The following is a 24,123-nucleotide window of genomic DNA, read 5'->3' on the forward strand; positions in this document are numbered from 1 at the left end:
AAAGATCGCAGGGGTTTATCAATGGGCGTCGGCACTCGGCGCGGCGGGGGGTTGGACCTTGCGCATCAAGGGCACCATCGCCGTGGCGATGACGAAGCACACGCCGATCATCAGGAAGGTGTCGCCGTAGGTTTGCGTCTGCGCCTCACGGTAAGTCAGCAGCCATAACTGCCGCAGGCTGGCGGTGACGCCGATGTCGCCGTTCTGGCCCAGGGTGGCGAGGTTGCCGCCGACCTGCGACAGCCACTGATTCATCGCTTCGTTGCTGCTGTTCAGATGTTCGGCCAGCCGCGTGAAGTGCAGGTTGGTGCGGTCATTGAGAATGGTTGCGCACGCGGCAATGCCAATCGCCCCGCCCAGATTACGCATCAGGTTGAACAGCCCCGACGCATGCTTCAACCGCGCAGGCGCCAACCCGCCCAAGGTCAGCGTTACGGCCGGTGGCACCGCCAATTGCTGGGCAATCCCGCGCAGCGCCTGCGGCAGCATCAGTTGCCCCGCGCCCCAGTCGTGGGTGATCGGGCTGAACTCCCACATCGATACCGCGAACAAGCCCAACCCGACCATCATGATCCAGCGCAGATCCACGCGATTGGCCAGAAAGGCATACAGCGGAATCGCCATGATCTGGAACACGCCCGTGGAGAAAACCGCCAGACCAATGTCCAGTGCGCTGTAGCCGCGCACCCGCCCGAGAAACAGCGGCGTCAGGTAAATCGTCGCGAACAGACCAATGCCGGTCACGAACGAAAAGAAGCAGCCGAGGGCGAAATTGCGATCCTTCAATGCGCGCAGATCGACGATCGGATTGGCCACATGCAATGTCCGGCCAATGAACGCCAATCCAGCGAGGCCGCTGATCCACGCGGTGGTCAGAATGGTCTGGTCGCTGAACCAGTTCCAGCGCGGCCCTTCTTCGAGGGTGTACTCAAGACAACCGAGAAACAGCGCGAGAAAGACCATGCTCAGGTAGTCCGCGCCCTTGAGCAGCGACAGTTCCGGCTGGTCGATCTTCACCAGCATCGGCACCGCCACCGCGACGAAAATCCCCGGGATCAAGTTGATGTAGAACAGCCAGTGCCACGAGGAAACATCGGTGATCCAGCCACCAATCACCGGGCCCATGGTCGGCGCCAGTGAAGCCACTGCACCAATGGTCGCCGCGGCAATCACTCGTTGTTTACCGGTGAAGAAAAAGAACGCCGTGGTGAATACCAGCGGAATCATCGAGCCGCCAAGAAAACCTTGCAGTGCACGAAAGGCGATCATGCTCTGGATATTCCAGGCGATGCCGCAGAGCAGGCTGGCGAGAGTGAAACCGACCGCCGACGCGCAGAACAACCAACGCGTCGAGAACACCCGCGACAGCCAGCCCGACAGCGGAATCACGATGATTTCGGCAATCAGGTAGCTGGTCTGCACCCACGCGGTTTCGTCGGTGCCAGCGGACAAGCCACCGCCGATATCACGCAACGATGCCGAGACGATCTGGATGTCGAGCAGCGCAATGAACATGCCGATGCACATGGTTGCGAAGGCGAACACCTTGGTCGCCGTGGCCATGTCCGCCGCGTTGAACGGTTGCGCGGGGGCGGCGAGGGTGGCGCTCATGGCGCAACAGCCACGGCGCTGGTTTCAGGTTGGGCGCGGGTGTCGACTTCGGCGGTCACCGATAACCCCGGACGCAGATGACCGAGCACTCCGTCGGCCGGATCGAGGAGGATGCGCACCGGCACACGCTGGACGATTTTGGTGAAGTTGCCGGTGGCGTTTTCCGGCGGCAAGACACTGAACTGCGAACCGGTGGCCGGTGCGAGGCTGTCGAGACGACCGTGGAATTCCTGACCCGAAAGCACATCGGCGCGAATGCTCACACGCTGGCCCGGCTTCATCCGCGCCAGTTGGTCTTCCTTGAAGTTGGCGTCGACCCACAAGCCGCTCGCCGGCACCACCGACAGTTGCTGCGAACCGGCCTGCGCATAAGCGCCGACCCGCGCACGGCGATTGCCGATGACCCCATCCATCGGCGCGCGAAGCTCGGTGTAACCGAGGTTCAATTGCGCCAGATCGCGTTCGGCGCGGGCTTGCTGGAGGGCGGCGCGGGCTTGCTGTTTTTGCGTTTCGATGACGGCGAGTTGGCGTTGCGCGGCAAGCAGTTCGGCCTGGGCGCGGGCACTCAGGGCCTGTGCGGTTTTGAAGGTGGCGTCGGCGCGCTGCGCGCTTTCCACCGACACCGCATTGGTGGTCACCAGCCGTTTGTAGCGCGCGTTGTCATCCCGCGAACGCGCGGTTTCCGCGCCGGCCGCATCGATGCCGGCGCGGGCCTGGCCGATCACCGCTTGTTGCAGCTGTTCGGTGGCGTCGAGGTTGGCCAGCAACGCTTCTTCAGCGGCCACGGCGCCTTCGGCCTTGGCCAGATTGGCGCGGTAGTCGCGGGCGTCGAGGCGAATCAACACGTCGCCGGCCTTGACGTGCTGGTTGTCGCTGACCAGTACTTCGTCGATGTAACCGGCTACTTTCGGCCCGATCACCGTTACGTCGCCACCGATGTAGGCGTCGTCGGTTTCCTCGAGAAAACGCCCGGCGCCCCACCAATGCACGGCGTACACGCCGGCGAAGATCAGTGCGAGCAGGCCGGCACCGGGAAGCAACAGGCGTTTAAGCAGGGGAGGCCGGGTCTTCACCACAACAGGTTCGAGGGTGGGCATGCTGGTCATGGCGGAATACCTGAGGAAACGGATCGTTATTACGGCTGTAATATGACGCAGGTAATATTTAGTCGCAATTGATTTTTGCAGCCGGTCGTCAGGTGCTTACTTGAGCCAGTGCCCCGGTGTGCTGCCGGTCATAGCCTTGAAGAACGCGATAAACGCGCTGTCGCTGGCAAACCCCAGCTCGAAACCGCAGTAGCTGAGGCTGCGCCCGGTGGCGAGCAATTCCATCGCGCGCATCAGCCGCCATTGCTGGCGCCATTGTTGATAGCTCATGCCGGTGTCGCGCTGGAAGATCCGGCCGATGGTGCGGCTGCTGGCACCGATCTGCCGTTCCAGCACTTGCAGCTCCGGGGGCAACTGCTCGGGCTGGGCCAATAGCGGCGCCAGGCGCTTGTCGCGAGGCAGTGGCAACAGCATCGGTTGCTGCGCTGCTTCTGCCATTTCGCTCAGGCACAGGCCCAGCAGATGAGCGAATTTGCCTTGCTGCCAATCGGTGTCGAAATCCGCCGTGGCCATTGGCTCCAGCACCGCGCGCAGCAGCGCACTGACCTCTATCACACACACCTGCTGCGGCAACTCGCGACAGAGTTCGGCGCTCAGATAGATCGAACGATAATCGACGCTTTGCTGCATCACCGCACGATGACTGACGCCCGGCGGAATCCACGCCGCCCGCGACGGTGGCAGCAGGCACAGTTGCTGGGCGAGGGTGATGCGCGTGCAGCCCTGACGAGTGAATAGCAGTTGCCCACGCTGGTGCAGATGCAAGCCGGAATCGTGGTCGCCCAGCGTCGCCGCGATGCCGATGACGGGCGCGGGATAACTGTCGGCGTCAAACGTTGCGTGGGCATCAAGCCAGGCCATGGGTTGTCCGATTTCAACGATAAGTTGGCAGGATTCGGATAATACGCCAGCTGACGCTTCTTAAACTCCTCAGCGCTTTTACTTGAGGAGTCATAAAGGATGAACAACAGAAATCTGTTGCTGCTGGCGATTGCGCTGCTGATGTTTCCGCAGATTGCGCAAACCCTGTACAGCCCGGCGTTGGGCGATATCAGCCGGGTGTTCAACGTTGGTCCGGAAGCGGCGGCACAAACCTTGTCGGTGTATTTCCTCGCCTTTGCCGTGGGCGTGGTGGTCTGGGGGCGGTTGTGCGACCGCATGGGCCGGCGGCCGACGATGCTCGCGGGGCTGGCGATTTACGCGCTGGCCACGGTGGTGGGGTTGGGGGTCGACAGTTTTACCGGACTATTGATGGTTCAGGCGGTGGCAGCATTCGGGGCGGCGGTCGGCTCGGTGGTCACGCAAACCGTGCTGCGCGATCGCTTCAAGGGCGCGGAATTGGCGCAGGTGTTTTCGCTGGTGGGCATCGCGCTGGCGGCCAGCCCCGCGATCGGTTTGTTCAGCGGTGCCAGTCTGGTTCAGGCTTTCGGCTATCGCGGTGTGTTGGGCGCGTTGTTGTTGCTGGCTTCGCTGCTCTGGGTATGGAGCGTTTACAGCTTGCCGGAAACCCGACCGGAACAACTGCCACACGTCTGCCTGTGGGAAACCCTCGGGCGCATGTTGCGTGACCTCGGCATCTGGCGTTCGGCCTTGTGGGTCGCTGCGTTCAACGTCGCCTTGTTCAGTTATTACAGCCTCGCGCCGTTCCAGTTTCTGCGTCTGGGCCTGAGTGATGCCTGGTTCGGCTACAGCGGCGTGATCCTCGCGCTGGGCTCAGGTTTTGGAGCATGGTTCAACCGACGGTTACTCAAGGCGGGTGGCAACGCTCTGCAGTTGATTCGCCTCGCCGCCGTCAGCGGTCTGCTCGGTGGATTCGGCGTTTGGTGGTTGCAGGACAGCGTCGCGTTTGTGTTGCCGATGTTGCTGATCGTGTTGGCGTTCGGCATGGCGATTCCGAATATTCTCGGCATGGCGCTGGTTGATTACGCCGATCGTTTGGGCACCGCCGGGGCCTTGTTGGGGTTGATGTATTACCTGTTGATTGGCGCTGGGTTGATGCTTGCCGGCTGGTCTCAGGCCCTCGGGGAAACCCTGATAGCGTGCAGCGCCGTGGCCCTGCTGCTAGCGATAAAGCCAATCAAAGCAATTGTTTAAGAAATGTAAGCGCTGTAGGAAGCGTCTTGCATTTGTGTAGGAGGGCTCCGACTATCACGATCATTGATGACATGGCATTACGCCATTTGATGATCGCAAGGAAGTTGCGTGCCGTATCCGTTTCGCGCTGTTTTTCGTCGTCGTGCCACGCGTTGCCCGCTGTTGTCGGCCTTTGTGTTGAGTGTCTGTGCCTCCTCGATTGAAGCGGCCGAACCTGTCGCGCCGGGCCAGGAAGTGCTGCGCCAGCAACAACAGCAGCAGCGCGATCTGCAACAACTGCAAATCGAACAGCGTCGTCGTCAACTGGAGCGCGGCGCGTTCGGCCCGGCGCCGGTCACGCCGGCCGTCTCGCCAACCGTCACCGCCGATGAGCGCTGCTGGCCGTTGAGCGGCACGCGCATCGGCGGCGTCACGTTGATCGACAGCGCTACGCTCAATGCGCGCATCAAACCGCTGCTGGCACCGTGCATGGGCGTCGGCCAGATCAATCATCTGCTGGCGACCATCACGGCGAGCTACGTCGACAAAGGCTACATCGCCAGTCGCCCGTACCTGGTCAGCGCCCCGGCGGCGGGACAGTCGCTGGATATTCGCGTTGACGAAGGCTACATCGAGTCGATCGAACTGGCTGATCAGAGCCTGCCGGTGTCCCTCGGTGGCGCGTTCCCCAACATGCTCGGCGAGCCGTTGAACCTGCGCGATCTGGAGCAGGGCCTCGATCAGTTGAATCGCCTGCGCTCACTCGATCTCACCGCCGACATCGCCCCCGGCAGCCAGCCCGGTGCGTCGCGGATCATTTTGCGTTCGCGCGGCGCCACGCCTTCACGCTGGGCCTTGAGCGCGGGTGTCGACAACCTCGGCAGCGCCAGCACCGGGCGCGACCGCGACACCGTCAGCCTGAGCCTCGACAGCCCGCTGCAACTCAACGATCTGCTGAGCGTCAGTGCCAGCGACACGCTTAATCAGGGCGATCGTTACAACCGCAATGCCAGTCTTTATTACGCGATTCCCTACGGCTACTGGACGTACAGCGTATTCGCCAGCCATGCCGAATACCGCGCGCCGTTCAAACTGCCGAGCGTGACCTTTCACAGCACCGGCATCACCGACCAGGTCAGCCTGCGCGCCGACCGCGTGTTGTGGCGCGACCAGAGCCGTCAGCTCAGCGCCAACCTGCAACTGGCGCACAAGGACGTCGACAGTTATCTGGAAGACGTGCGCCTGGGCATTCAGAGCCCGACGCTGACCGTGGCCGAGGCCGGGCTCAACCTGTTCTGGCTCGACCGCGCGGTGTGGAACCTCGACCTCAATTACGCCCAAGGCCTGCGCTGGTTCGGTGCCGACAACGATTCGCAGCATCCGATCAACAACCTGCCCAAGGCGCAGTTTCGCAAATACCGCGCCGGCCTCAGCCAGTGGCGCAACGGCCAGTTCGGCGGGCAAACCTGGCAATGGCAGAGCCAGCTCAACGTGCAATACAGCCCGGACCCATTGCCGGCCATCGAACAACTGCTCGGCACCGACGATTCGGCCGTGCGCGGCTATCGCGTCAGCAGTGCGTCGGGCGCCAGTGGCGCGATCTGGCGCAACACCTTGCGCCTGCCGCTGCGTAGCGAATGGCCGGTGCAGATCACCCCGCGCGTGGGCCTCGACAATGGCTGGATCAAGGCCGATCACGGCGCTCAGGGCCAACGTCTGAGCGGCGCCAATGTCGGCCTCAACCTGGGCTGGAAAAATCTGCAAGTGGACGTCGATTACCAACGCGCCCTCAACACCCCGAACGGCTTGCAGCACGAGCCAGAAACCTGGCTGATGCGTGTCGGGGTGCAGATATGACCGCCACATGAACCGCTAACGCAGTGAACCAATAGCCGTCGGATCTGAGCGCGTCAGCCACGGCCAAAAATTAAAACGCGCGACGTGATGCCGTACTCACATGGAGACGTTTTTATGCCAGCCCACACCTTTGCATTTCATCTTTCGCCACGGGGCAAATTGCGCTGGGCGATTGCCAGCCTGTTCTTCGCCGTGCACCTGCCGAGCGCGATGGCCGGCGGCGTCGTGGTCGCACCGGGCCCCGGCGGCACCGCGCAATTGCAAACCCAGGGCGGTGTGCCCATCGTCAACATCGTCGCGCCCAACGGCTCGGGCCTGTCGCATAACCAGTTCCTCGACTACAACGTCGACCGGCAGGGCCTGGTGCTGAACAACGCCTTGCAGGCCGGGCAATCACAGCTCGCCGGGCAACTGGCGGCCAACCCGCAACTGCAGGGGCAAGCGGCGAGCGTGATCCTCAACGAAGTGATCAGCCGCAACCCGTCGGCCATTAATGGCGCGCAGGAAATTTTCGGCCGTGCGGCCGATTACGTGTTGGCCAACCCTAACGGCATCTCGGTCAATGGCGGCAGTTTCATCAACACGCCGAACGCCAATCTGCTGGTCGGTCGTCCGGAGTTGGTCGACGGCAAACTGCAAAGCCTGAACACCCGCGACGCCAGCGGTCAGTTGCAGATTCAGGGCGGTGGTCTGCGCAACGCAGAGGGCTCGATCAACCTGATCGCCCCGCGTATCGACAGCCAAGGCGCAATCAGCGCGCGCGATCAACTGAACCTCACGGTCGGCCGCAATCAGGTCGATTACGCCAGCGGTCAGGTGAAAACCGTCGACCCTGCTGGCAACACCACTGATCAACGCATCGACGCCAGCCTGTTCGGTGCGATGCAAGCCGGGCGCATCAACATTGTCAGCACCGCCGAAGGTGCCGGTGTGCGCGTGGGGGCGGTGCAAGTCGCCGGTCGTGACGGCGTGCAGATTCGCTCTGCCGGTGACCTCACGGTCAGCGGTGAAGCCGTAGCCAACAGCCTCGACGTCACCCGCGCCGGGATTCGCAGCAGTCAGGGCGATGTCGGCTTGCACAGCGGCAAAGACCTGACCCTGGCGGCCACCGATGTCAGCGGCCGCGACGTTGCGGTCGACGCCAAGCGCAACCTGACCCTGAGCACGGTCGAAAGCCGCAAGCTTCAGGAAAAGCGTGAAAACTGGAACAACAGCACCATCGGCATCACCTGGGAAACCTACGATCGCACCCAGACCGACAGCGAATCGCGCCAGCACGGCAGCCAGATCGTCGCCAGCCGCGACGTCAAGCTGTCGTCCGGCCAAGACACTGAACTGAAAGCGGCCAAAGTCGAAGCGGCGAAGACGCTCGACGTCAAAAGCGACGGCGATCTGCGCCTGACCGCCGCCACTGAAAGTCATACGCAGACCGATCAGGGCAATCATCGCAAACACCTGTGGAAAGCCGACTGGAACACCACTAGCGAAGAACAGCGCAGCGTCACCAGCCAGTTGAAGGGCGGCAACATCGCCCTGCAAACCGCTGGACTGCTGCGCTCCGAAGGCGCTGAGCTGAACAGCTCGGGCGACGTGCAACTGGCCGGCAAACAGGTAGAAATCACCACGGCGACACGAACCAACCGCAGCAGCGACAACCGTTATTCCGGTGACCTGGTCGGCGGTGGTTTCTTCGGCAAGACCGGCGATGCCGACAAAGGCCAGACCCAGCATCAGGGCAGCAAGATCAACGCCGCCGGCAAACTGATCGTCAAGGCTGACGACGTGCGCATCAGCGGCAGCCAGGTGCGCGGTGGCACGGAGGCGAGCGTGATCAGCGACAAGGGCTCGCTGATCATCGACGGCGTGCAGGACACCTCGCACAGCAACAACCACGACAAGGACAGCAAGTTCTTCGGCATCACCAAGGACGAGTCGCGGCAGAACCGCCAGGACAGCACCACGGTGCGCAGCGAACTGGTGTCTGACAGCAACCTCAAGCTCAAGAGCGCCAAGGACATTGAAGTGGCCGGCTCGACGGTCAAGGCTGGCGGTGCGCTGACAGCTGACGCGGCAGGGGATGTCAATGTGCACTCCACGCAGAACACCGCTGACAGCAGCGCCACCACGCAAACCCGTGGCTTCGACGCTTACGCCAAAGAGCAGAGCCCGGAGCAATATCGCGCCGGTGTGCATTACGAAGACAAGCAGCAAACCGTGACCCGCAACGACGTCACCCAGCAAGGCTCAAGCCTCACTGGCGGCAGCGTGCAGGTGAAGGCCGGCGGTGATGTGACGATCAAGGGCGCAGAGGTCAACTCCAGCGCAGGCGATACCACGCTGACCGGCAAAAATGTCTCGTTGCTGGCTGAGCAAGACAGCCATAAAACCTCCACCGAGAACAGCAGCACCGGCGGCGGTTTCTACTACACCGGCGGCCTTGACCGTGCCGGCAGTGGCGTCGATTTTGCCCACAGCACGGCGCAGGACAGCACCGACAAAACCACCGCGCAAACCACCCAGGTGCAGAGCAGCGGTAGCCTGCACATCAATGCCGACAAAGTCACGACCGAGGGGGCGCAACTCAAGGCCGGTAATGGCTTGAATGTCGCCGCCAACGAAGTCGACAATCGCGCCGCCAGCAACACTGAAAGCAGCCACCATAGCGAGAGCAATTGGTCGGCGGACGTTGGCGCGAATGTCGAGTACAAGGACATCGCCCGGCCGATCGCCGGTGCAGTCAAGGACGTGCTCGCCGGCAAGGTGCCGGACAAAGACGCGTTGGCCAATCTCGGTCAACCGAACGTCGGTATCGATGTTGCTGTGGGCCATGGCAGCGCCAGCAACACCGAGCAAAACAGCAACGCCGTGGTCAGCCGTTTTGACGGCGGCACTGTCGACGTGAAGGTCGCCGGCACGCTGCACGACCAAGGCACGCAGTACAACGCTGGCGCCGGCAAGGTGAACATCAGCGCCGACACCCTGGTCGCCAATGCCGCGAGCAACACTCACAGCAGCACCGACAACAAGGTCGACGCCAAGGTCGACGTGCGCGTCTACACCAAAACCGGCGAAGACGTGAACGTTGCCGGCAGCGGCGCGGGTGGCAGCAGTGCGTCCAGTAAAGACACGTCCACCGCCGTGGTCGGCGCTTATGCCGGCAGCCAGGGGGTGAACATCAAAGTCGGTGGCGACGGCCAATTCGAAGGCAGCCGTTTCGACGGCGGGCAGGGCGGTGTAAGCATCAAGACCGCTGGCGATCTGGCGCTGAATCAGGCCAACGACCAGCAGCGCAGCAGCGATGCCAGCCTGCGCGGCAATGGCTCGCTGACGGTCGGCACCTTGCCGGGCACCGACGGTACCAACGTCGACCTTGGCGCCGGGTTCCAGCTCGATCACAGCGGCAAGCAAACCACTGACACGCAGGCCCATGTGGCAAGTATCAGCGGCAATGGCGTGCAGTTGCGCAGCGGCGGCAATCAGGTCCAGCAAGGCACGCAGATCGACAGCGCGGGTGCTATTGACTTGCATGCTGACGGCAAGCTCGATCTGCAAGCGGCCACCGCCACGCACAACGCTACCGGCAGCAATCTGGGCGCTGGCCTGAAGGGCGGCGGCAGCAAAACCAGCAGCGAGAAGAGCCGCGATCAGGGCGGCAATCTCAGTGGCAACTTCAACATCGGCCAAATCAATGAGCATTCGCAAACCCTCAGCGGTGGGCAGCTCAATGCTTCGGGCGGTATCGCGTTGAGTGGCGATGCGGTGCACCTGCAAGGCACCCAGGTCGGCGCGCCGAACGTCAGCATCGATGCGCAGAAGGGCGGTTACGTGCAGGAGTCGGCGCAGTCGACCGACAGCCGCAATAACTGGAATGTCGCGCTGAATGCCGGCGGTAACCTCAGCAGCAAGAAACCGACCGCTGCTGATGAGCAAGCGAGCAGCGATCACGGCTTCAATGCCGGGGCCAAGGTTGGTGTCGATTACTCGCAAGGCACCACCCAGCAGAACAGCCAGATCAAGGCTGACACCGTGGTGCTCAACAGTGGCGGTGATGCACAACTGGCGGGCGCGCGCATCGAGGCGAAAAACGTCAGCGGCCACGTCGCTGGCGATCTGACTGTCGAGAGCCGTCAGGACAGCCGCAACCAGGCCAAAGTCGAGGTCGACCTGGGCCTGACCGCGAAGAAAAATCCACCGGGCGACAAGGAAAAACTTGCCGGCACCGATTACAAACCGACACTGAAAGCGCAGGGTGAATACGCGCACAAGGACAGCGTCACGCAGGCGTCCGGCCTCAGTGGCAGCCAAGGTGTGAACCTGGCAGTGGGCGGCGCCACGCAGTTGACCGGCGCGCGGATTTTGTCGGCTGAGGGCAAGGTTGATCTGGGCGGATCCAAGGTCAGCAACACCGAGCTGAGCAACCGTGATTTCGGGGTCAAAGCCGAACTGGACCTGCCACAAAAAACCGAGGAAAACGTGCCGAGGGTTTCCCTTGAAAACGGCAACCTGAAAGTCGGTCCGGTCACCCTCAGCGGGCACCTGGACAGCCAGACCCTGCAGGCCGGTATCGACCACAAAGGCTAAAGGACCACCGTCAAACCTGAAGGTGTGAGCCTGCTCGCGATCGCGTTATTTCAGCCAAGCCATTGGGCTCTGAAATACCGCGAAGTCGAGCAGGCTCGCGCCTTTTTTATTTCGTCCTCATGCCTTCAACGGAATATTTCGCATCGTGACCAGCGCGGTCGCGCAGAGTGTTTCCTTGCCTTCTTTCACCGCAAACAAATCGGCAGCCGCCACCGTGGTGTTGTGCGAGGCGTTGATCACGCGTCCTCGTGCCAGCAGCTTTTCACCGTCGGCGGGGGCGATCAGTTTGACGGTGAAATCGGTGGTCATGTTGATCCAGCCGGGGGGCAGCAGGGTGCCTGCGGCCGAACCACCGGCGAAGTCAGCCAGGGCGCCGATGATGCCGCCCTGGAAGTAGCCGTTGTGCTGGGTGAGTTCCTTGCGCGTGGGCTGCTCGATTTCACAGTGGCCGGGTTTGAGGAAGTTGTAATGGAAACCCAGCAGTTTTGCCGCCGGCATACTGAGTACGGCGAATTGAACATGTTTGTCGAAATCAGGGTTGCTTGCAGTGAAATCTTCCATGGTCTTTATCCTTAACGTCTGCATTGATGAACGACACTAACCGAGCCATCGCTCGAGTGTTTTATCCATGTACTGAGCGCGTATTGCGTTGCGCATGATTTTGCCGCTGCTGGTTTTCAGCAGTTTCCCCGGCATCAGTAAAACGATGTCGTAGGGCGTTATTTCATTGTTCACCACCACGGCCTGACGGATCAGCGGGATAACGTCGTCGGCAAGCATTTTCTTGCGCCACTCCCGGCGTACTTCTTGAACAATGATCAACTTGTCCTCAGCGTCGGGCAGCGAAAATACCGCGCAAGCAGAATGCTCCAGGCCTTGGTGTGCGGACCACACGTTGTGCTCGATGTCCTGGGGGTAATAGTTCTTGCCGCGAATAATGACCATGTCTTTTATTCGCCCCGTTACATATAGCTCCCCCTGGTGAATAAAACCAAGGTCGGCGGTACGTAAATAGGTCGGTTGAATACCGTCTGATAACCGGTTGGAGAAGGTTTCAGCGGTGAGCGATTCACGCTGCCAGTAGCCCCGCGCAACATGCGCGCCGGCTATCCAGATCTCGCCGATGGCCAGCGGTGCACAGGCGCCTCCGCTGACGGGGTCAACGATCGCGATATGTGTGCCCGGCAACGCTGCGCCTGAGCTCACCAGCGTTTGGCTGAAGGGCGAATCGCTGGGCACAACCTTGCCCTCGCGCAGCGCCGGCCTGTCGACATTGAGGGTCTTCACGCCGGTTCCCTTGATGCCGCCCGCCGCTTGTAACGTGCATTCGGCCAGGCCATAACACGGATACATGGCTGCCGGATCAAAGCCAAATCGCTGGAAGGCCGTTGCGAACGCTTGCAGCGTCTCGATGCGAATGGGCTCGGCGCCGTTGAACGCCAGTTGCCAGCTGCACAGATCCAGTTCGATGTCCGGCTCACGTTCCAGCGCTTTGACACAGGCACCAAAAGCAAAGTTGGGCCCGCCGCTGGTGCGCGCCTGATACAGGGAAATCGCCTGAAGCCAACGCAGTGGCCAGCGCATGAAGGTGACGGGCGACATCAGCACACTGGTGGCGCCAACGTACAGCGGCTGCAAGATATTTCCGATCAGGCCCTGGTCGTGGTAATGCGGCACCCAACCGACGACGGTAGAGTCGGGGTCGTGGCCGAACGCCTGGCGAATCATCGCCTGATTGGCAACGATATTGGCGTGCGTGACCATCACGCCTTTAGGCGCGGACGTTGAGCCTGAGGTGTATTGAATAAACGCCAGGTCCTGCGCCTCCACGCTCGGCCATGGCGCCGTCAGGTCCAGCGGTTGCGCGTCTGGCCAGTGGTCCGTTTCGAGCCACAACGGCGATGGTTGCTGCTCGGGATCCTTGAGCGCACTGCTCAAGGCCTTGAGGGTAATGATCAGGCGCGGCGAGCAGTCATCGATGATGCCTTGCAGGGTGCGTTGCGAGCGCTTCTTGTTGGGCGGGCACAGGGGAACGGCGACGACACCCGCGTACAGGCAGCCGAGAAACGCGACGATGAAATCCAGCCCGGCGGGGAAGATCAATAACGCCCGGTCACCTTTTTGCGTGGTTTGTAACAGCCGCCCGGCAAATTGCCTCGCCTGGTTTCTCAGCTCGGCGAAGGTCAGCTGTGTTTCCGGCGCGAGTTTTTCTGACAGAAAAATATACGCCGGTTTATCCGGGCATAGCTCGTTATGGCGGTCGAGGCAGTCGGTCATCACGCGAAACTTTTGCATTCAGCCCTCCGGGTGCCGTCAGCGTTCAGCGCGTGATGAATGATGTCGACCAACGCTTGGGGTTGCGAGGAATGGAAGAAGTGGTCGCCACTCAATTCATGGAAATGGAAGGCGCCCGTGGTGCGTTCGCGCCAGGCCATCAGCTCAGCACTTTCAACCACCGGGTCGTGGGTGGCGTAGATGGCCGTGATCGGGCAATTCAGTCTGCGCGCCGGCTCAAAGTCATAACGCTCTACCAGGGCGAGGTCGCTGCGGATGACCGGCAACAGTGCATTCAACATTCGGTTGTTGTTGCCGATCGCGGCCGGAACGCCGCCGTAGGCGATCAGCTCGCCAAGAAACGCCGGGTCGGACAAGGTGTGGATCGGCGCGAGTCGAGCGGCCAACTGCGGCGCGCGTCGGCCCGAAACAAACAGGTGCGCAACCTGGTGCGGATTAACCAGTGAAAGCTTGCAGGCCACCTCATAAGCCAATATCGCCCCCATGCTATGACCATAAAACGCCAGTGGTTGACGTTCGTGGCACAGCTGTTCAGCGATTTGCGCTGACAGGCTGTCGACATCGGTAAACCGGGCGCGATGCGCAGGGCTGTCGAAGCAGGCGAGTTTGATTCTTCGAACGGAATCGGCGAGACGCGATCCCCATCCGTTGTACGTGGCGTTACTGCCGCCGGCATGAGGGAAACAGATCAGCGAGCGTGTCGGTGTGTGCATTTCAACCTGCCTGAGCGCGTCATACAAACTGGACATCGAGGGAGGACAGGCTGCGAACGATGAAACTGCCTGCCTGCCACGACGGCTTTTCGTCACGACGCACCCAGCGCGGCCCGTCCAGTAATCGTTGCAGCACGGTCTGCATCTGCCGCTCGGCCAATAACGCGCCGAGGCAACCGTGCATGCCGTAGCCGAAGGCCAGATGGCCTTTGGTCTTGCGCTCGATGTCGAAGCGCTCGGCCCCGGCAAAGACCTGTTCATCCCGGTTGGCGGAACCCAGGCACAGCAGAATCTGATCACCGGCCTTGATGGTCTGGCCATCCAGGAGCAGATCCTTGGTGGCGAAGCGTTTGGTGTGTTGCAGCGGCGTTTCGAAGCGCAGCACCTCTTGCACACAACCGGCAATCAGCGCCGGTCGGTCTTGCAGCAACTGCAATTGATCAGGCTGTTCAAGCAAGGCATGAATGCCGTTGCCGATCAGACTTTTAGTGGTTTCATTGCCGGCAACGAAACACATGATGCAGACGAAGATCAGCTCTTCGTCGGTCAGGCGGTCGCCGTCGATTTCCAGGGCCAGCAGTTGACTGATCAGATCCTGTTTCGGGTTGCGCTTGCGTTCGGCGATCACGCCGGACAGATAGGCCATGTATTCATCGAGCACCTGGCTGACTTTTTCGAAGTCGTCTTTGACCATCAATCCCGGTTCCAGAAGGAAGCGGATGGCATGGGTCCAGGTATCGATGGTCGCGTGCATTTCAGCCGGTAAGCCGATCCATTCGCACATCACGCGAAGCGGCAAGGGCTGCGCCAAGCCCGCGATGATGTCCATGCCGCCGTGCTGGTAAGCGTCTTGCAGCAGCGCTTGAGTTATCACTTCAATCGAGTCTTGCAAGCCGTCGATGGCCACGGCCGAGAAAGCGATGTTCATCATCTTTCGCAAACGATGATGGTCGGGGTTCTCGGTGAAGACGATTGATTTGTAGGCCAGTCGCTGAAACGGCGCGTTGTCGCGACCAAACCGCGCCGCCTGGTTATCGACCTGTCTGGGAATGATGCTGGCGTTGCAGCTGCGGTCACGCAGGATGCTCATGACGTCGGCATGCCGGGTGACGACCCACATCCCTAGCACTTTGTGCAGCGGGTTCAGCTCGCGTAATTGACGGTAAACCGCGTACGGCGTCTCACGAAATTCAGCGGAAAAAGGATTGAAACGCGGCAATTGCGGCGGTTTGCCGGAGGACAACAGTTGGCCCTGTGCACCATCAGACATCGTGAGGTTCCTTCCACCAGATGGATTATCGAATGGCTTGCAGTTGCAGTCTCAGCAGTTGGATCTTGCCGAACTGAAATCCATAAGCCGACATCTTCAGATAGCGCAGATAACGCGCCACAATCGCCTCGCCGACACGTTGTGTCGCCACGGCTTTGTTGGCGGACAAGCGGCGATACCATTCTTCACAGGTTCTTGCGTAATCCAGCCGGCCGTTGTCGACCCGTTGGATTTCGAAAATGCCTTCCGCCGCTTTGGCGATCTCTGCCAGGGTCGGCAGATCGGCATTGGGAAATATGTCTTCGTTGAAAAAACGGCTGGCCTGGTCCCGGGACATCGCCCCGTAAGCGATGGTCTGCAGCGACAGTCTTCCTTCGGGTTTCAACCAGTCACGACAGGCCGTGAAGAAACGCCGGTAAATGGCAATTTTTTCCTCCACGCTGTCGGCGGGAGAGGCGAAGTGCTCGAACGCGCCGATGGAAATGATCCCGTCAAACGGTTCGGCGGGGGCGTACTCCTGCCAGTTTTTGATCTCCACGGAGACTTTCGAATAGGCCTGGCTGTGGACATAGGCCGCTTGTTCATCGCTGAGCGTCAAACCGGCGGCGTGCTTGATGTTGGGCAACTTCTCCAGGGCCGCCAGCACACCGCCCCAGCCACAGCCGATATCAAGCACCGATTGCAGGTTTTTCGCGCCTATCGCTTCAAGGTGATAGTCGATTTTTTGCGTTTGCGCGCTTTCCAGCGTTTCACTGTCGGCCCACACGGCGCAGGAATAGGACAGCGTCGGATCGAGCCAGAGCTCAAAAAAGTCGTTGCCGACATCGTAGTGATGACGTATCGCTTTCGACTCTTGTTGCAATCGATGCTCGGCGGTCAGGTCGTTCATTTTCCCGACTTCCCGGCGCCAGCGATGATCAGTTCGGCGACCGCTGTGATGTTGGGGTTATCGAACAATTCTTCTGCGGAAATTTCCACGCCGTATTCCTGTTCGATCTCAATCAGCAACGACACGGCCAGAGACGAGTCGAGTCCCAACTCGCTGAAGTCTTTATCTTCGTCAATAGTGCTGCCGGGCGCATTGAGCAGTTGGCTGATCTGGCCTTTGCACCATTGGATAGCCAGTTCTTTTGTGATCGGAGCAGATTCATAGGCGGTCATGATCGAGTGTTCCTTATTGTTGGGTTTGGACGTTTCTTTTTTTGCGACTGGTTCTGCGCTGCACGGTGGGCACGCGTAGATCCCAGGTCAGCCCCACCAGGCTCAAGCCACGGATAAACCAGTAGCCGGGATCGAAGGCCGCCCATTGCAGCCCGAAAGAAGGTGATTCGGGAAAGGCATGGTGGTTGTTGTGCCACGACTCGCCAAAGGTGAATAAGCCGAACAGGCCACCATTGCGGCTGTGGTCTCTGGATTGATAGGGGCGGGTGCCGAAGCGGTGCAGCAAGGAGTTGATGGACCAGATGATGTGGCCGACGACAAACATTCTGACCGCGCCGCCCCACAGGAAACCGCTCACCACGCCCCACAACGACTGGCTCAGCAGGCCGCCGAGGATGGCCGGGGCGACGAGCCCGAGAATCACCCAGGTGTAGTAATGCCGCGCGGTCTTGGCAATGAGCGGATCACGGATCAGGTCCGGCGCGTAGTAGGCGACGTTGGGGTAGTCGTGTTCTTTCATCCAGGTGAAGTGCGAGTGCACCAGCCCTTTGATCAGGCCTTTGAAACCGGGGCCTTGCAGGTTGGGCGAGTGCGGATCTCCCGGCTGATCACTCAATTCGTGGTGACGCCGATGCATGGCGACCCACGACAGCAGGGCGCCTTGCCCGGCCATCGAACCGAGGATTGTCAGGGCCACAGCGACGGCAGGCCTGGCCTTGAATGAACGGTGCGTGAAATACCGGTGGTAACCCACACTGACACCGATTCCGGTCAACGCCCAGAAGGCGATAAACAGTCCGATATCGACGCCACTGACCGGAATATAAAACGCCATTATTCCCGCCAGGATGACACCCAGTACGGGAAGCACATCGAACATTAAAAAATGCTTGCGTTGCAGTCGATGGAAATACGGGCTGCTGATCGCTTTGCGTTTTACATCTTTGGTTTGGCTTTTATCTTGCGGAATCTGATCCAGCTCGGGTAAACGCGCAGCACTGTCCATCGTCAATCGCTCCGTGACAAATCGTATATACGCTAGAGGTGACCGTTACTCTAGTTATGGACAGTAACGGTGCTGTCGCCTCAACTGACGACTAGAAAAGACGCACTGGCCCGCACCACTCGCTCTTCGCCAACGCTGATATAGCTATTGGCGAACACCAGGCGGCTGCCGGTCTTTTGAATGTCAACGCTGGCTTCCAGCCAGTCGCCGATCTTGGCCGAGCCGGCAAAGTCGGTGGTGAGTGTCGTGGTGACGAGTTTGAGCGGGGGATTTTTCGAGAAAGCGGTGTTGTAGCCCAAGGCAACATCCGCCAGCGCCATGAACAACCCGCCATGGGCGAGTCCGCGCGCATTGGTGTGTTTTTCTTCTACACGAATGCCAATGGTCAAGCCTTCGGCATCTTTGCGATAAAAGAACGGACCGAGCAGATCGAGGAAGGGACTGGTTCTGAACAACGGTTCGAAATTGTGCGGAATATCCATTTCGCGCTCCTTTTTATTTTAATAAGCACATGGGTTTTTATATTTTTCTGGATCACGGTAATGCGCAGGCTAATAGCCTGTTGATTGTTCAGGGAAGAAGTCGGCGACGAACTGCAGTGCGCAACGCCGGCGATCTGGTGAGTGGACGATTGATAGCGCTGAGCAAGCTTTGGTCTATGGACAGACCACGACGAAGAACGATAGCGGCGGCGTCATAGCGAGCGCCTGCCAAGCTGATCGATCCTCTGTTGAGCGGGGTGACGGTCATTTTATCGTCCATGATATTAAGCAGTCGCATGAACGTAGCAGCGGATCCGGGCTTGTCAAATCGGTTTGCCTGTTGTTCTTTAGCGTTGAAAGCGCGACCGCTCTAACTCAGGTGCAAGGCGATCATTTCTGGATGCGACAGTCGCCACCAGGCTGGAATGATTTGCCGGGCTTAATAGGAAGCATTACTATTCACGCCCCTTTCCTCAGCGCACCACCCATACCCCCATGCGTCCCCGCAGACCCGGCTTTTTCGAGCATTACGAAGAGTTGATCGGCACCTGGACTCGGCGCCTGCGCAATCGTGCGCAGGCCGAGGATCTGGCGCACGACACTTTTTTGCGGGTGCTCGAATCCGATTCGGCGGCGGTGCAGCAACCCCGGGCGTATTTGCACCAGACGGCGCGTAATATCGCGGTCGACGGTTACCGACGTGAGGATCGGCGAGGCGCCATGGAGTCGGAGGCGATCGATCACAGTGCGTCGTCGTCCGGCGACCCGGAGCATTACATGCATGCGATCCAGTTGGCCGATTCCATCGAACGGGCGCTCGGCGAACTGCCGGTCAACTGCCGGAAGATTTTTGTCTGGCAGAAGATCGAAGGGCTGACCCAGGCGGAAATCGCCGATCGCCTGGGGTTGTCCAAGAACATGGTCGAAAAGTATATGATCCGCACCCTGCGGCATTTGCGTGATCGACTCGATGGGTTGCAGTCGTGATGGGGTGTGATGTTGAAAAGATCGCAGCCTTCGGCAGCTCCTACGGGGGGTTGTGTGTCTTTATATTCCCGGCCGGACAGGACATTCCATGATGGATACTCGTGATTGCGCGTGCGGGCAAACCACGGTGCGCGATGACGCGGCGCGCTGGTTTGTGCGTTTGCAGGAGCCGGCCGTGAGTGCCGACGAGCAGCAGCGCTTCGACGTCTGGTTGAACGAACATCCGCAACACCGCGATGAATTTCAGTTGCTGCAGGGGCTGTGGACAGCGGCTGATTTGTTGCCGGCGCCGCGCCTCAAAGCGCTGGTTGAAACGCCGCCGCCGCGCCGCGAACGGCGGCCGTTGTTGCGTTATGCCGTGGCCGCCAGTGTGGTGGCGGTGGCACTCGGTCTCGGCTTGTTCAGCGGTTTGAATCATCCGGGCGGTTATAGCGCCGAATTCAGCACGGCGTTGGGCGAGCGCAAACACGTAGCGCTGCCGGACGGTTCGGTGATCGATCTGAACAGTCGCAGCCGCTTGCAGGTGCGCTTTGAAAAAGATCGCCGGTTGATTGAATTGAGCGAAGGCGAGGCGATGTTCAGCGTCGAGCACGATACCTCACGACCGTTCGTGGTCGAGGCCGGCAGCGGCAAGGTGACGGTCACCGGCACGCGATTCGATGTGCGTCGCGACGTCACGCAAACCCGCGTGGCGGTGGAGCAGGGCACGGTGAAAGTGCAGGGGCACAATGCGCCGGACAATGAATTCATAAGTCTGACTGCCGGCCTCGGCACTTACGTTGATGCGCAGGGCAAAGTCGCCGCAGCCTATGCGGTCAACCCAGCGGAACTGACCGCGTGGCGCAGCGGCAAACTGGTCTTCAACAATGCCAGCCTCAGCGAAGTAGTCGCCGAAGTGTCACGTTATCGTGAGAAGCCGCTGACGGTCAGCAACCCTGCGGTGGCCAGTCTGCGCCTGACCAGCGTGTTCAAATCCGATAACACCGAGGCCTTGCTCAAAGCCTTGCCAAGCATCCTGCCGGTGGCGGTTCGCACCCATGCGGACGGCAGCCAGGAAATAATTTCAAAATAAAATTCAGGTTTTTTTCGAGTTCATCGTCTTCCTGTTCAACTGCAACTGGTTTGCATTAACAGCCGCACACTCTTGCGATCCACAGGACTACGTACGACGTGAAAACCACCACTGCCCACAATAAAAAATCCCCTTGGTTACCGCTGGCCCTCGCGCTGGCGGTCAATGCGGCGATGCCGCTGGCTTTTGCCGGCGAAGCGATTCATATCCGCGCCCAGCCGTTGGGGCAGGCCCTGAGTGAGCTGGGCCAGCAAACTTCGCTGCAAGTGTTTTTCAGCCCCGATCTGGTTGCCGGCAAACAGGCCCCGGCGGTCGATGGCGACATATCGCCGGAACAAGCGCTGCGCCAGTTGCTGCAAGGCAGTGGTCTCGATTATCAGATCAACGAAGGTTCGGTAACACTGTCGCCCGCGACGACTTCCGCCGCCGGCAACGGCCCGCTGGAACTGGGCGTCACCGACATCAAAGTGGTCGGCGACTGGCTCGGTGATGCCAACGCCGCCGTGGTGCAAAACCACCCCGGCGCACGCACGGTGATTCGCCGCGAAGCGATGGTCGAGCAAGGGGCGATGAACGTCAGCGACGTGCTCAAGCGTGTGCCGGGCGTGCAGGTGCAGGACAACAACGGTACCGGCGGCAGCGATATTTCCCTCAACGTCGGTGTGCGTGGCCTGACCTCGCGCCTGTCGCCGCGCTCGACTGTCTTGATCGACGGCGTGCCCGCCGCGTTCGCCCCTTACGGCCAGCCGCAACTGTCGATGGCGCCGATTTCCTCGGGCAACCTCGACAGCATCGACGTCGTCCGTGGCGCCGGTTCGGTACGTTATGGGCCGCAGAACGTTGGTGGCGTGATCAACTTCGTTACCCGCGCGATTCCGGAGAAAGCCACCGGTGAAATCGGCACCACCCTGGAAACCACCCAGTACGGCGGCTGGAAACACATCGACACCGCGTTCCTTGGCGGCACTGCCGACAACGGCATGGGCGTGGCGCTGTTGTATTCCGGCGTCAATGGCAACGGTTACCGCGAGCGCAACAACGGCAACGACATCGACGACGTGCTGCTCAAGACTCACTGGGCGCCGACCGATCAGGATGATTTCAGCCTCAACTTCCATTACTACGACGCCAGCGCCGACATGCCCGGCGGTCTGACGCAAAAGCAGTACGACGACAAACCGTACGACTCGGTGCGCGACTACGACCAATTCAGCGGTCGCCGCAAAGACGTGTCGTTCAAGTGGATTCGCCAGATTGACGAGCGCACCCAGGCCGAAGTGCTGACCTACTACACCGACAGTTTTCGCGGCAGCACCATCGCCGCCCGCGACCAGAAAACCCTCAGCTCGTACCCGCGTTCCTACTACACGCTGGGCATCGAACCACGGGTATCGCGGGTCTTCGATGTCGGCCCGACCAGCCAGGAAGTCAGCGTCGGTTATCGCTATTTGAAAGAGGCGATGCACGAGCAGTCGAGTCGTCTGGCGCTGGTCAACAATCAGCCGGTGCTTACGCCGACGTCTGACGGTCATGTGTTCCAGGATCGTACCGGCGGCACCGAGGCTAACTCGGTCTACGTCGACAATAAGATTGACGTTGGCAACTGGACGATCACACCCGGCATTCGCTTCGAACACATCAGCACTGACTGGCACGACCGCGCCGTGCTCGACACCGCCGGCAAACGCGTGCCGGAGAAAAACCGCAGCATCGAAAGCAATGAACCGCTGCCGGCGCTGAGCGTGATGTATCACCTGTCGGACGCCTGGAAACTGTTCGCCAATTACGAAACCTCGTTCGGCAGTCTGCAGTATTTTCAACTGGGGCAGGGCGGTTCGGGTGATCAGACCGCCAACGGCCTGGAGCCGGAAAAGGCCAAGACCTACGAAATCGGCACACGCTACAACGACGATGTGTGGGGCGGGGAAGTGACGCTGTTCTACATCGACTTCGATGACGAACTGCAATACATCAGCAACGACGTCGGCTGGACCAACCTGGGGGCGACCAAGCATCAGGGCCTTGAAGCGTCGGTGCATTACGACATGGCGGCGCTGGATCCGCGCCTTGATGGTCTGACCGCCAACGCCGGTTTTACTTACACCCGCGCGACCTATGAGGGCGAGATTGCGGGCTTCAAGGGCCGGGATCTGCCGTTCTATTCGCGCCAGGTGGCGACGGTGGGTTTGCGTTATGACATCAACCGCTGGACCTACAACATCGACGGTTTCGCCCAGTCGAAACAGCGTTCGCCGGGTACCGGGGTGAATGCCGATGGCAGCTTCAACGGCAACTACATCACCGAAGGCACGGCGGACGGGCAGTACGGCGATATTCCCGGTTACGTGACCTGGAACGTGCGTGGCGGCTATGACTTCGGGCCGCAGGTGTCGAACCTGAAGCTCGGCGCGGGGGTGAAGAACGTTTTCGACAAGCAGTATTTCACCCGCTCCAGCGATAACAATTCGGGGATGTACGTGGGGGCGCCGCGCACGTTCTTTGTGCAGGCGAGTGTTGGTTTTTAACTGATCGTTCCCACGCTCCGCGTGGGAATGCAGCCCGGGACGCTCTGCGTCCAAAAGCGGACGCGGAGCGTCCATTGAGGCATTCCCACGCAGAGCGTGGGAATGATCTCATGTAGGAGCTGCCGCAGGCTGCGATCTTTTGCTTCAGACTTTCAAGACTTTCCCGCCAATCGCGACGGCAACCAGCAGCACCGCCATCAAGCCAAAGGCAAAACTCAAACTGCTGGCATGCGCGACAAAGCCGATCACCGCCGGCCCCGCCAGAATCCCCGCATAGCCCAGCGTGGTAATCGCCGGCACCGCGATGCTTTCCGGCATCACCGTCTGTTTGCCAACCGCCGTGTACAGCACCGGTACGATGTTCGAACAGCCGGCGCCGACCAGCGCATAACCGACCAGCGCCGCTTCCCAGCTCGGTGCGAACGTCGCCAGAAACAAACCGCCCGCCGCCAGCAGCCCGCCAAACAGAATGATCCGCGTGGCACCGACGATCCGCACAATCCGGTCACCCATCAAGCGTCCCGCCGTCATGGTCAACGCGAATGCCGCGTAACCCAATCCGGCATAGGCCGTGTCGATCCCGCGTTCCTGCGCCAGAAACACCGCGCTCCAATCCAGCGCCGCGCCTTCGGTGAGAAAGACGATAAAGCACATCCCGCCGATGAACAGCACGATGCCGTGGGGAATGGCAAAAGCCGGGCCCGAGCTTTCACTGCCGTAGGGCAACATGTGCGGCACGCATTTGCACAGCGCGGCGATCAGCACCACGACCACCACCAGCATGGCGGTGAGCGGCGTCAAGCCAAGGCCGAGCAAGGCGCTGACGCCCGCCGCGCCGACGATTCCGCCGAGGCTGAACAAGCCGTGAAAGCCCGACATCATGTTCTTGCCGCTGGCCCGTTCGACGATCACCGCTTGCAGGTTGACCGTCGAATCCACCGTGCCAAGTCCGGCGCCGAACATGAACAACGTGGCAATCAACGCCGGGATCGACGACACCGTCGCCAGCAACGGCAACGCCGCGCAGATCAGCAGCGTGCCGCCCGTGGCCACGCGCCGGCAGCCGAAACGCGTCGCGAGAATCCCCGCCAGCGGCATCGCCAGAATCGAACCGACCCCCAGGCACAACAGCAACAGACCGAGCGTGCCCTCATCCAGTCCGGCGCGCGCCTTGGCGTACGGCACCAACGGCGCCCACGCGGCGATGCCGAGCCCGGCAATGAAAAAGGCGATGCGCGTGGACATCTGTTGCAGGCGTCCGGGGACGAAGGTGTCTTGGGCGTTGAGGCTGGTCATATCAATCCTTGGCAAAAAACTTCGCGTCCCCGAAGGACAGTGATACGGCGTCGAGGTTCGATCGCCCGTCATTCGAGGAAGTACAGAC

Annotated in this window: 18 protein-coding genes; 6 read left to right on the forward strand and 12 right to left on the reverse strand. The window is 60.6% G+C overall.

All coding sequences use genetic code 11. The features are described 5' to 3' along the window. Positions 1–18 precede the first annotated feature (18 nt). The 3 genes from ACQ4MY_RS25350 to ACQ4MY_RS25360 all read right to left on the reverse strand — a co-directional run bounded on the left by ACQ4MY_RS25350 (position 19) and on the right by ACQ4MY_RS25360 (position 3,578). A complete protein-coding gene (locus ACQ4MY_RS25350) occupies positions 19–1,611 on the reverse strand; it encodes a DHA2 family efflux MFS transporter permease subunit (protein ID WP_440096847.1) in 1,593 nt (530 codons plus the stop codon). Then, positions 1,608–2,717 carry an HlyD family secretion protein gene (locus ACQ4MY_RS25355; protein ID WP_440096848.1) on the reverse strand — a complete coding sequence of 370 codons (1,110 nt, stop codon included), beginning with the start codon at positions 2,715–2,717 and terminating at the stop codon, positions 1,608–1,610. Before ACQ4MY_RS25355 ends, ACQ4MY_RS25350 begins: the two co-directional genes overlap by 4 nt. 96 nt (positions 2,718–2,813) lie before the next feature. Next, positions 2,814–3,578, reverse strand: coding sequence for an AraC family transcriptional regulator (locus ACQ4MY_RS25360; RefSeq protein ID WP_158828991.1), 765 nt, complete (start codon positions 3,576–3,578; stop codon positions 2,814–2,816). 99 nt (positions 3,579–3,677) lie between these two features. Between ACQ4MY_RS25360 and ACQ4MY_RS25365 the strand changes: the two genes are divergently transcribed. From ACQ4MY_RS25365 to ACQ4MY_RS25375, 3 genes are all read left to right on the forward strand, one after another. Then, complete coding sequence (locus ACQ4MY_RS25365; protein WP_440096849.1) at positions 3,678–4,811, forward strand: MFS transporter; 1,134 nt, start codon at positions 3,678–3,680, stop codon at positions 4,809–4,811. Between the two features lie 108 nt (positions 4,812–4,919). Then, the gene (locus ACQ4MY_RS25370) at positions 4,920–6,647 is read left to right on the forward strand and encodes a ShlB/FhaC/HecB family hemolysin secretion/activation protein (protein WP_440096850.1); all 1,728 of its coding nucleotides are present in this window, start codon (positions 4,920–4,922) and stop codon (positions 6,645–6,647) included. 114 nt (positions 6,648–6,761) lie between these two features. Further along, complete coding sequence (locus ACQ4MY_RS25375; RefSeq protein ID WP_440096851.1) at positions 6,762–11,228, forward strand: hemagglutinin repeat-containing protein; 4,467 nt, start codon at positions 6,762–6,764, stop codon at positions 11,226–11,228. A 117-nt stretch (positions 11,229–11,345) separates the two neighbouring features. On the opposite strand, the gene ACQ4MY_RS25380 is transcribed toward ACQ4MY_RS25375, so the two are convergent. The 8 genes from ACQ4MY_RS25380 to ACQ4MY_RS25415 form a co-directional block, all read right to left on the reverse strand. Further along, positions 11,346–11,789 (reverse strand): PaaI family thioesterase, encoded by a 444-nt coding sequence (locus tag ACQ4MY_RS25380; RefSeq protein ID WP_008085372.1) that lies wholly within the window; start codon positions 11,787–11,789, stop codon positions 11,346–11,348. Positions 11,790–11,825: 36 nt separating this feature from the next. Beyond that, positions 11,826–13,523 carry a fatty acyl-AMP ligase gene (locus ACQ4MY_RS25385; protein WP_440096852.1) on the reverse strand — a complete coding sequence of 566 codons (1,698 nt, stop codon included), beginning with the start codon at positions 13,521–13,523 and terminating at the stop codon, positions 11,826–11,828. Beyond that, entirely contained in the window at positions 13,505–14,236 is a 732-nt protein-coding gene (locus ACQ4MY_RS25390; protein ID WP_440096853.1) for a thioesterase II family protein, read from the reverse strand. The genes ACQ4MY_RS25385 and ACQ4MY_RS25390 overlap by 19 nt, the downstream gene beginning before the upstream one ends. A gap of 19 nt (positions 14,237–14,255) precedes the next feature. Beyond that, positions 14,256–15,506: a cytochrome P450 gene (locus ACQ4MY_RS25395; protein ID WP_440096854.1), complete on the reverse strand. Its 1,251-nt coding sequence runs from the start codon at positions 15,504–15,506 to the stop codon at positions 14,256–14,258. A gap of 25 nt (positions 15,507–15,531) precedes the next feature. Then, a complete protein-coding gene (locus ACQ4MY_RS25400) occupies positions 15,532–16,395 on the reverse strand; it encodes a class I SAM-dependent methyltransferase (protein WP_158829005.1) in 864 nt (287 codons plus the stop codon). After that, positions 16,392–16,667 carry an acyl carrier protein gene (locus ACQ4MY_RS25405; RefSeq protein WP_008085377.1) on the reverse strand — a complete coding sequence of 92 codons (276 nt, stop codon included), beginning with the start codon at positions 16,665–16,667 and terminating at the stop codon, positions 16,392–16,394. The genes ACQ4MY_RS25400 and ACQ4MY_RS25405 overlap by 4 nt, the downstream gene beginning before the upstream one ends. Positions 16,668–16,680: 13 nt before the next feature. Next, positions 16,681–17,673 (reverse strand): acyl-CoA desaturase, encoded by a 993-nt coding sequence (locus tag ACQ4MY_RS25410; RefSeq protein ID WP_158829007.1) that lies wholly within the window; start codon positions 17,671–17,673, stop codon positions 16,681–16,683. Between the two features lie 80 nt (positions 17,674–17,753). After that, the gene (locus ACQ4MY_RS25415) at positions 17,754–18,155 is read right to left on the reverse strand and encodes a PaaI family thioesterase (protein WP_008085380.1); all 402 of its coding nucleotides are present in this window, start codon (positions 18,153–18,155) and stop codon (positions 17,754–17,756) included. A gap of 495 nt (positions 18,156–18,650) precedes the next feature. Here ACQ4MY_RS25415 and ACQ4MY_RS25420 point away from each other — a divergent pair, with 495 nt between their 5' ends. The 3 genes from ACQ4MY_RS25420 (at position 18,651) to ACQ4MY_RS25430 (ending at position 22,739) form a co-directional block, all read left to right on the forward strand. Further along, positions 18,651–19,142, forward strand: a complete 492-nt coding sequence (locus ACQ4MY_RS25420; protein WP_008085382.1) for a sigma-70 family RNA polymerase sigma factor — start codon at positions 18,651–18,653, stop codon at positions 19,140–19,142. An 88-nt stretch (positions 19,143–19,230) separates the two neighbouring features. Beyond that, entirely contained in the window at positions 19,231–20,214 is a 984-nt protein-coding gene (locus ACQ4MY_RS25425; protein WP_440096855.1) for a FecR family protein, read from the forward strand. 98 nt (positions 20,215–20,312) lie between these two features. After that, positions 20,313–22,739, forward strand: coding sequence for a TonB-dependent siderophore receptor (locus tag ACQ4MY_RS25430; RefSeq protein ID WP_440096856.1), 2,427 nt, complete (start codon positions 20,313–20,315; stop codon positions 22,737–22,739). 144 nt (positions 22,740–22,883) lie between these two features. Here ACQ4MY_RS25430 and ACQ4MY_RS25435 read toward each other — a convergent pair whose 3' ends face one another. Then, a complete protein-coding gene (locus ACQ4MY_RS25435) occupies positions 22,884–24,035 on the reverse strand; it encodes an MFS transporter (protein WP_440096857.1) in 1,152 nt (383 codons plus the stop codon). Positions 24,036–24,123: the final 88 nt, after the last annotated feature.

Origin of the sequence: Pseudomonas sp. SM4, assembly GCF_051913165.1 — a bacterium.
Classification (GTDB): Bacteria; Pseudomonadota; Gammaproteobacteria; order Pseudomonadales; family Pseudomonadaceae; genus Aquipseudomonas.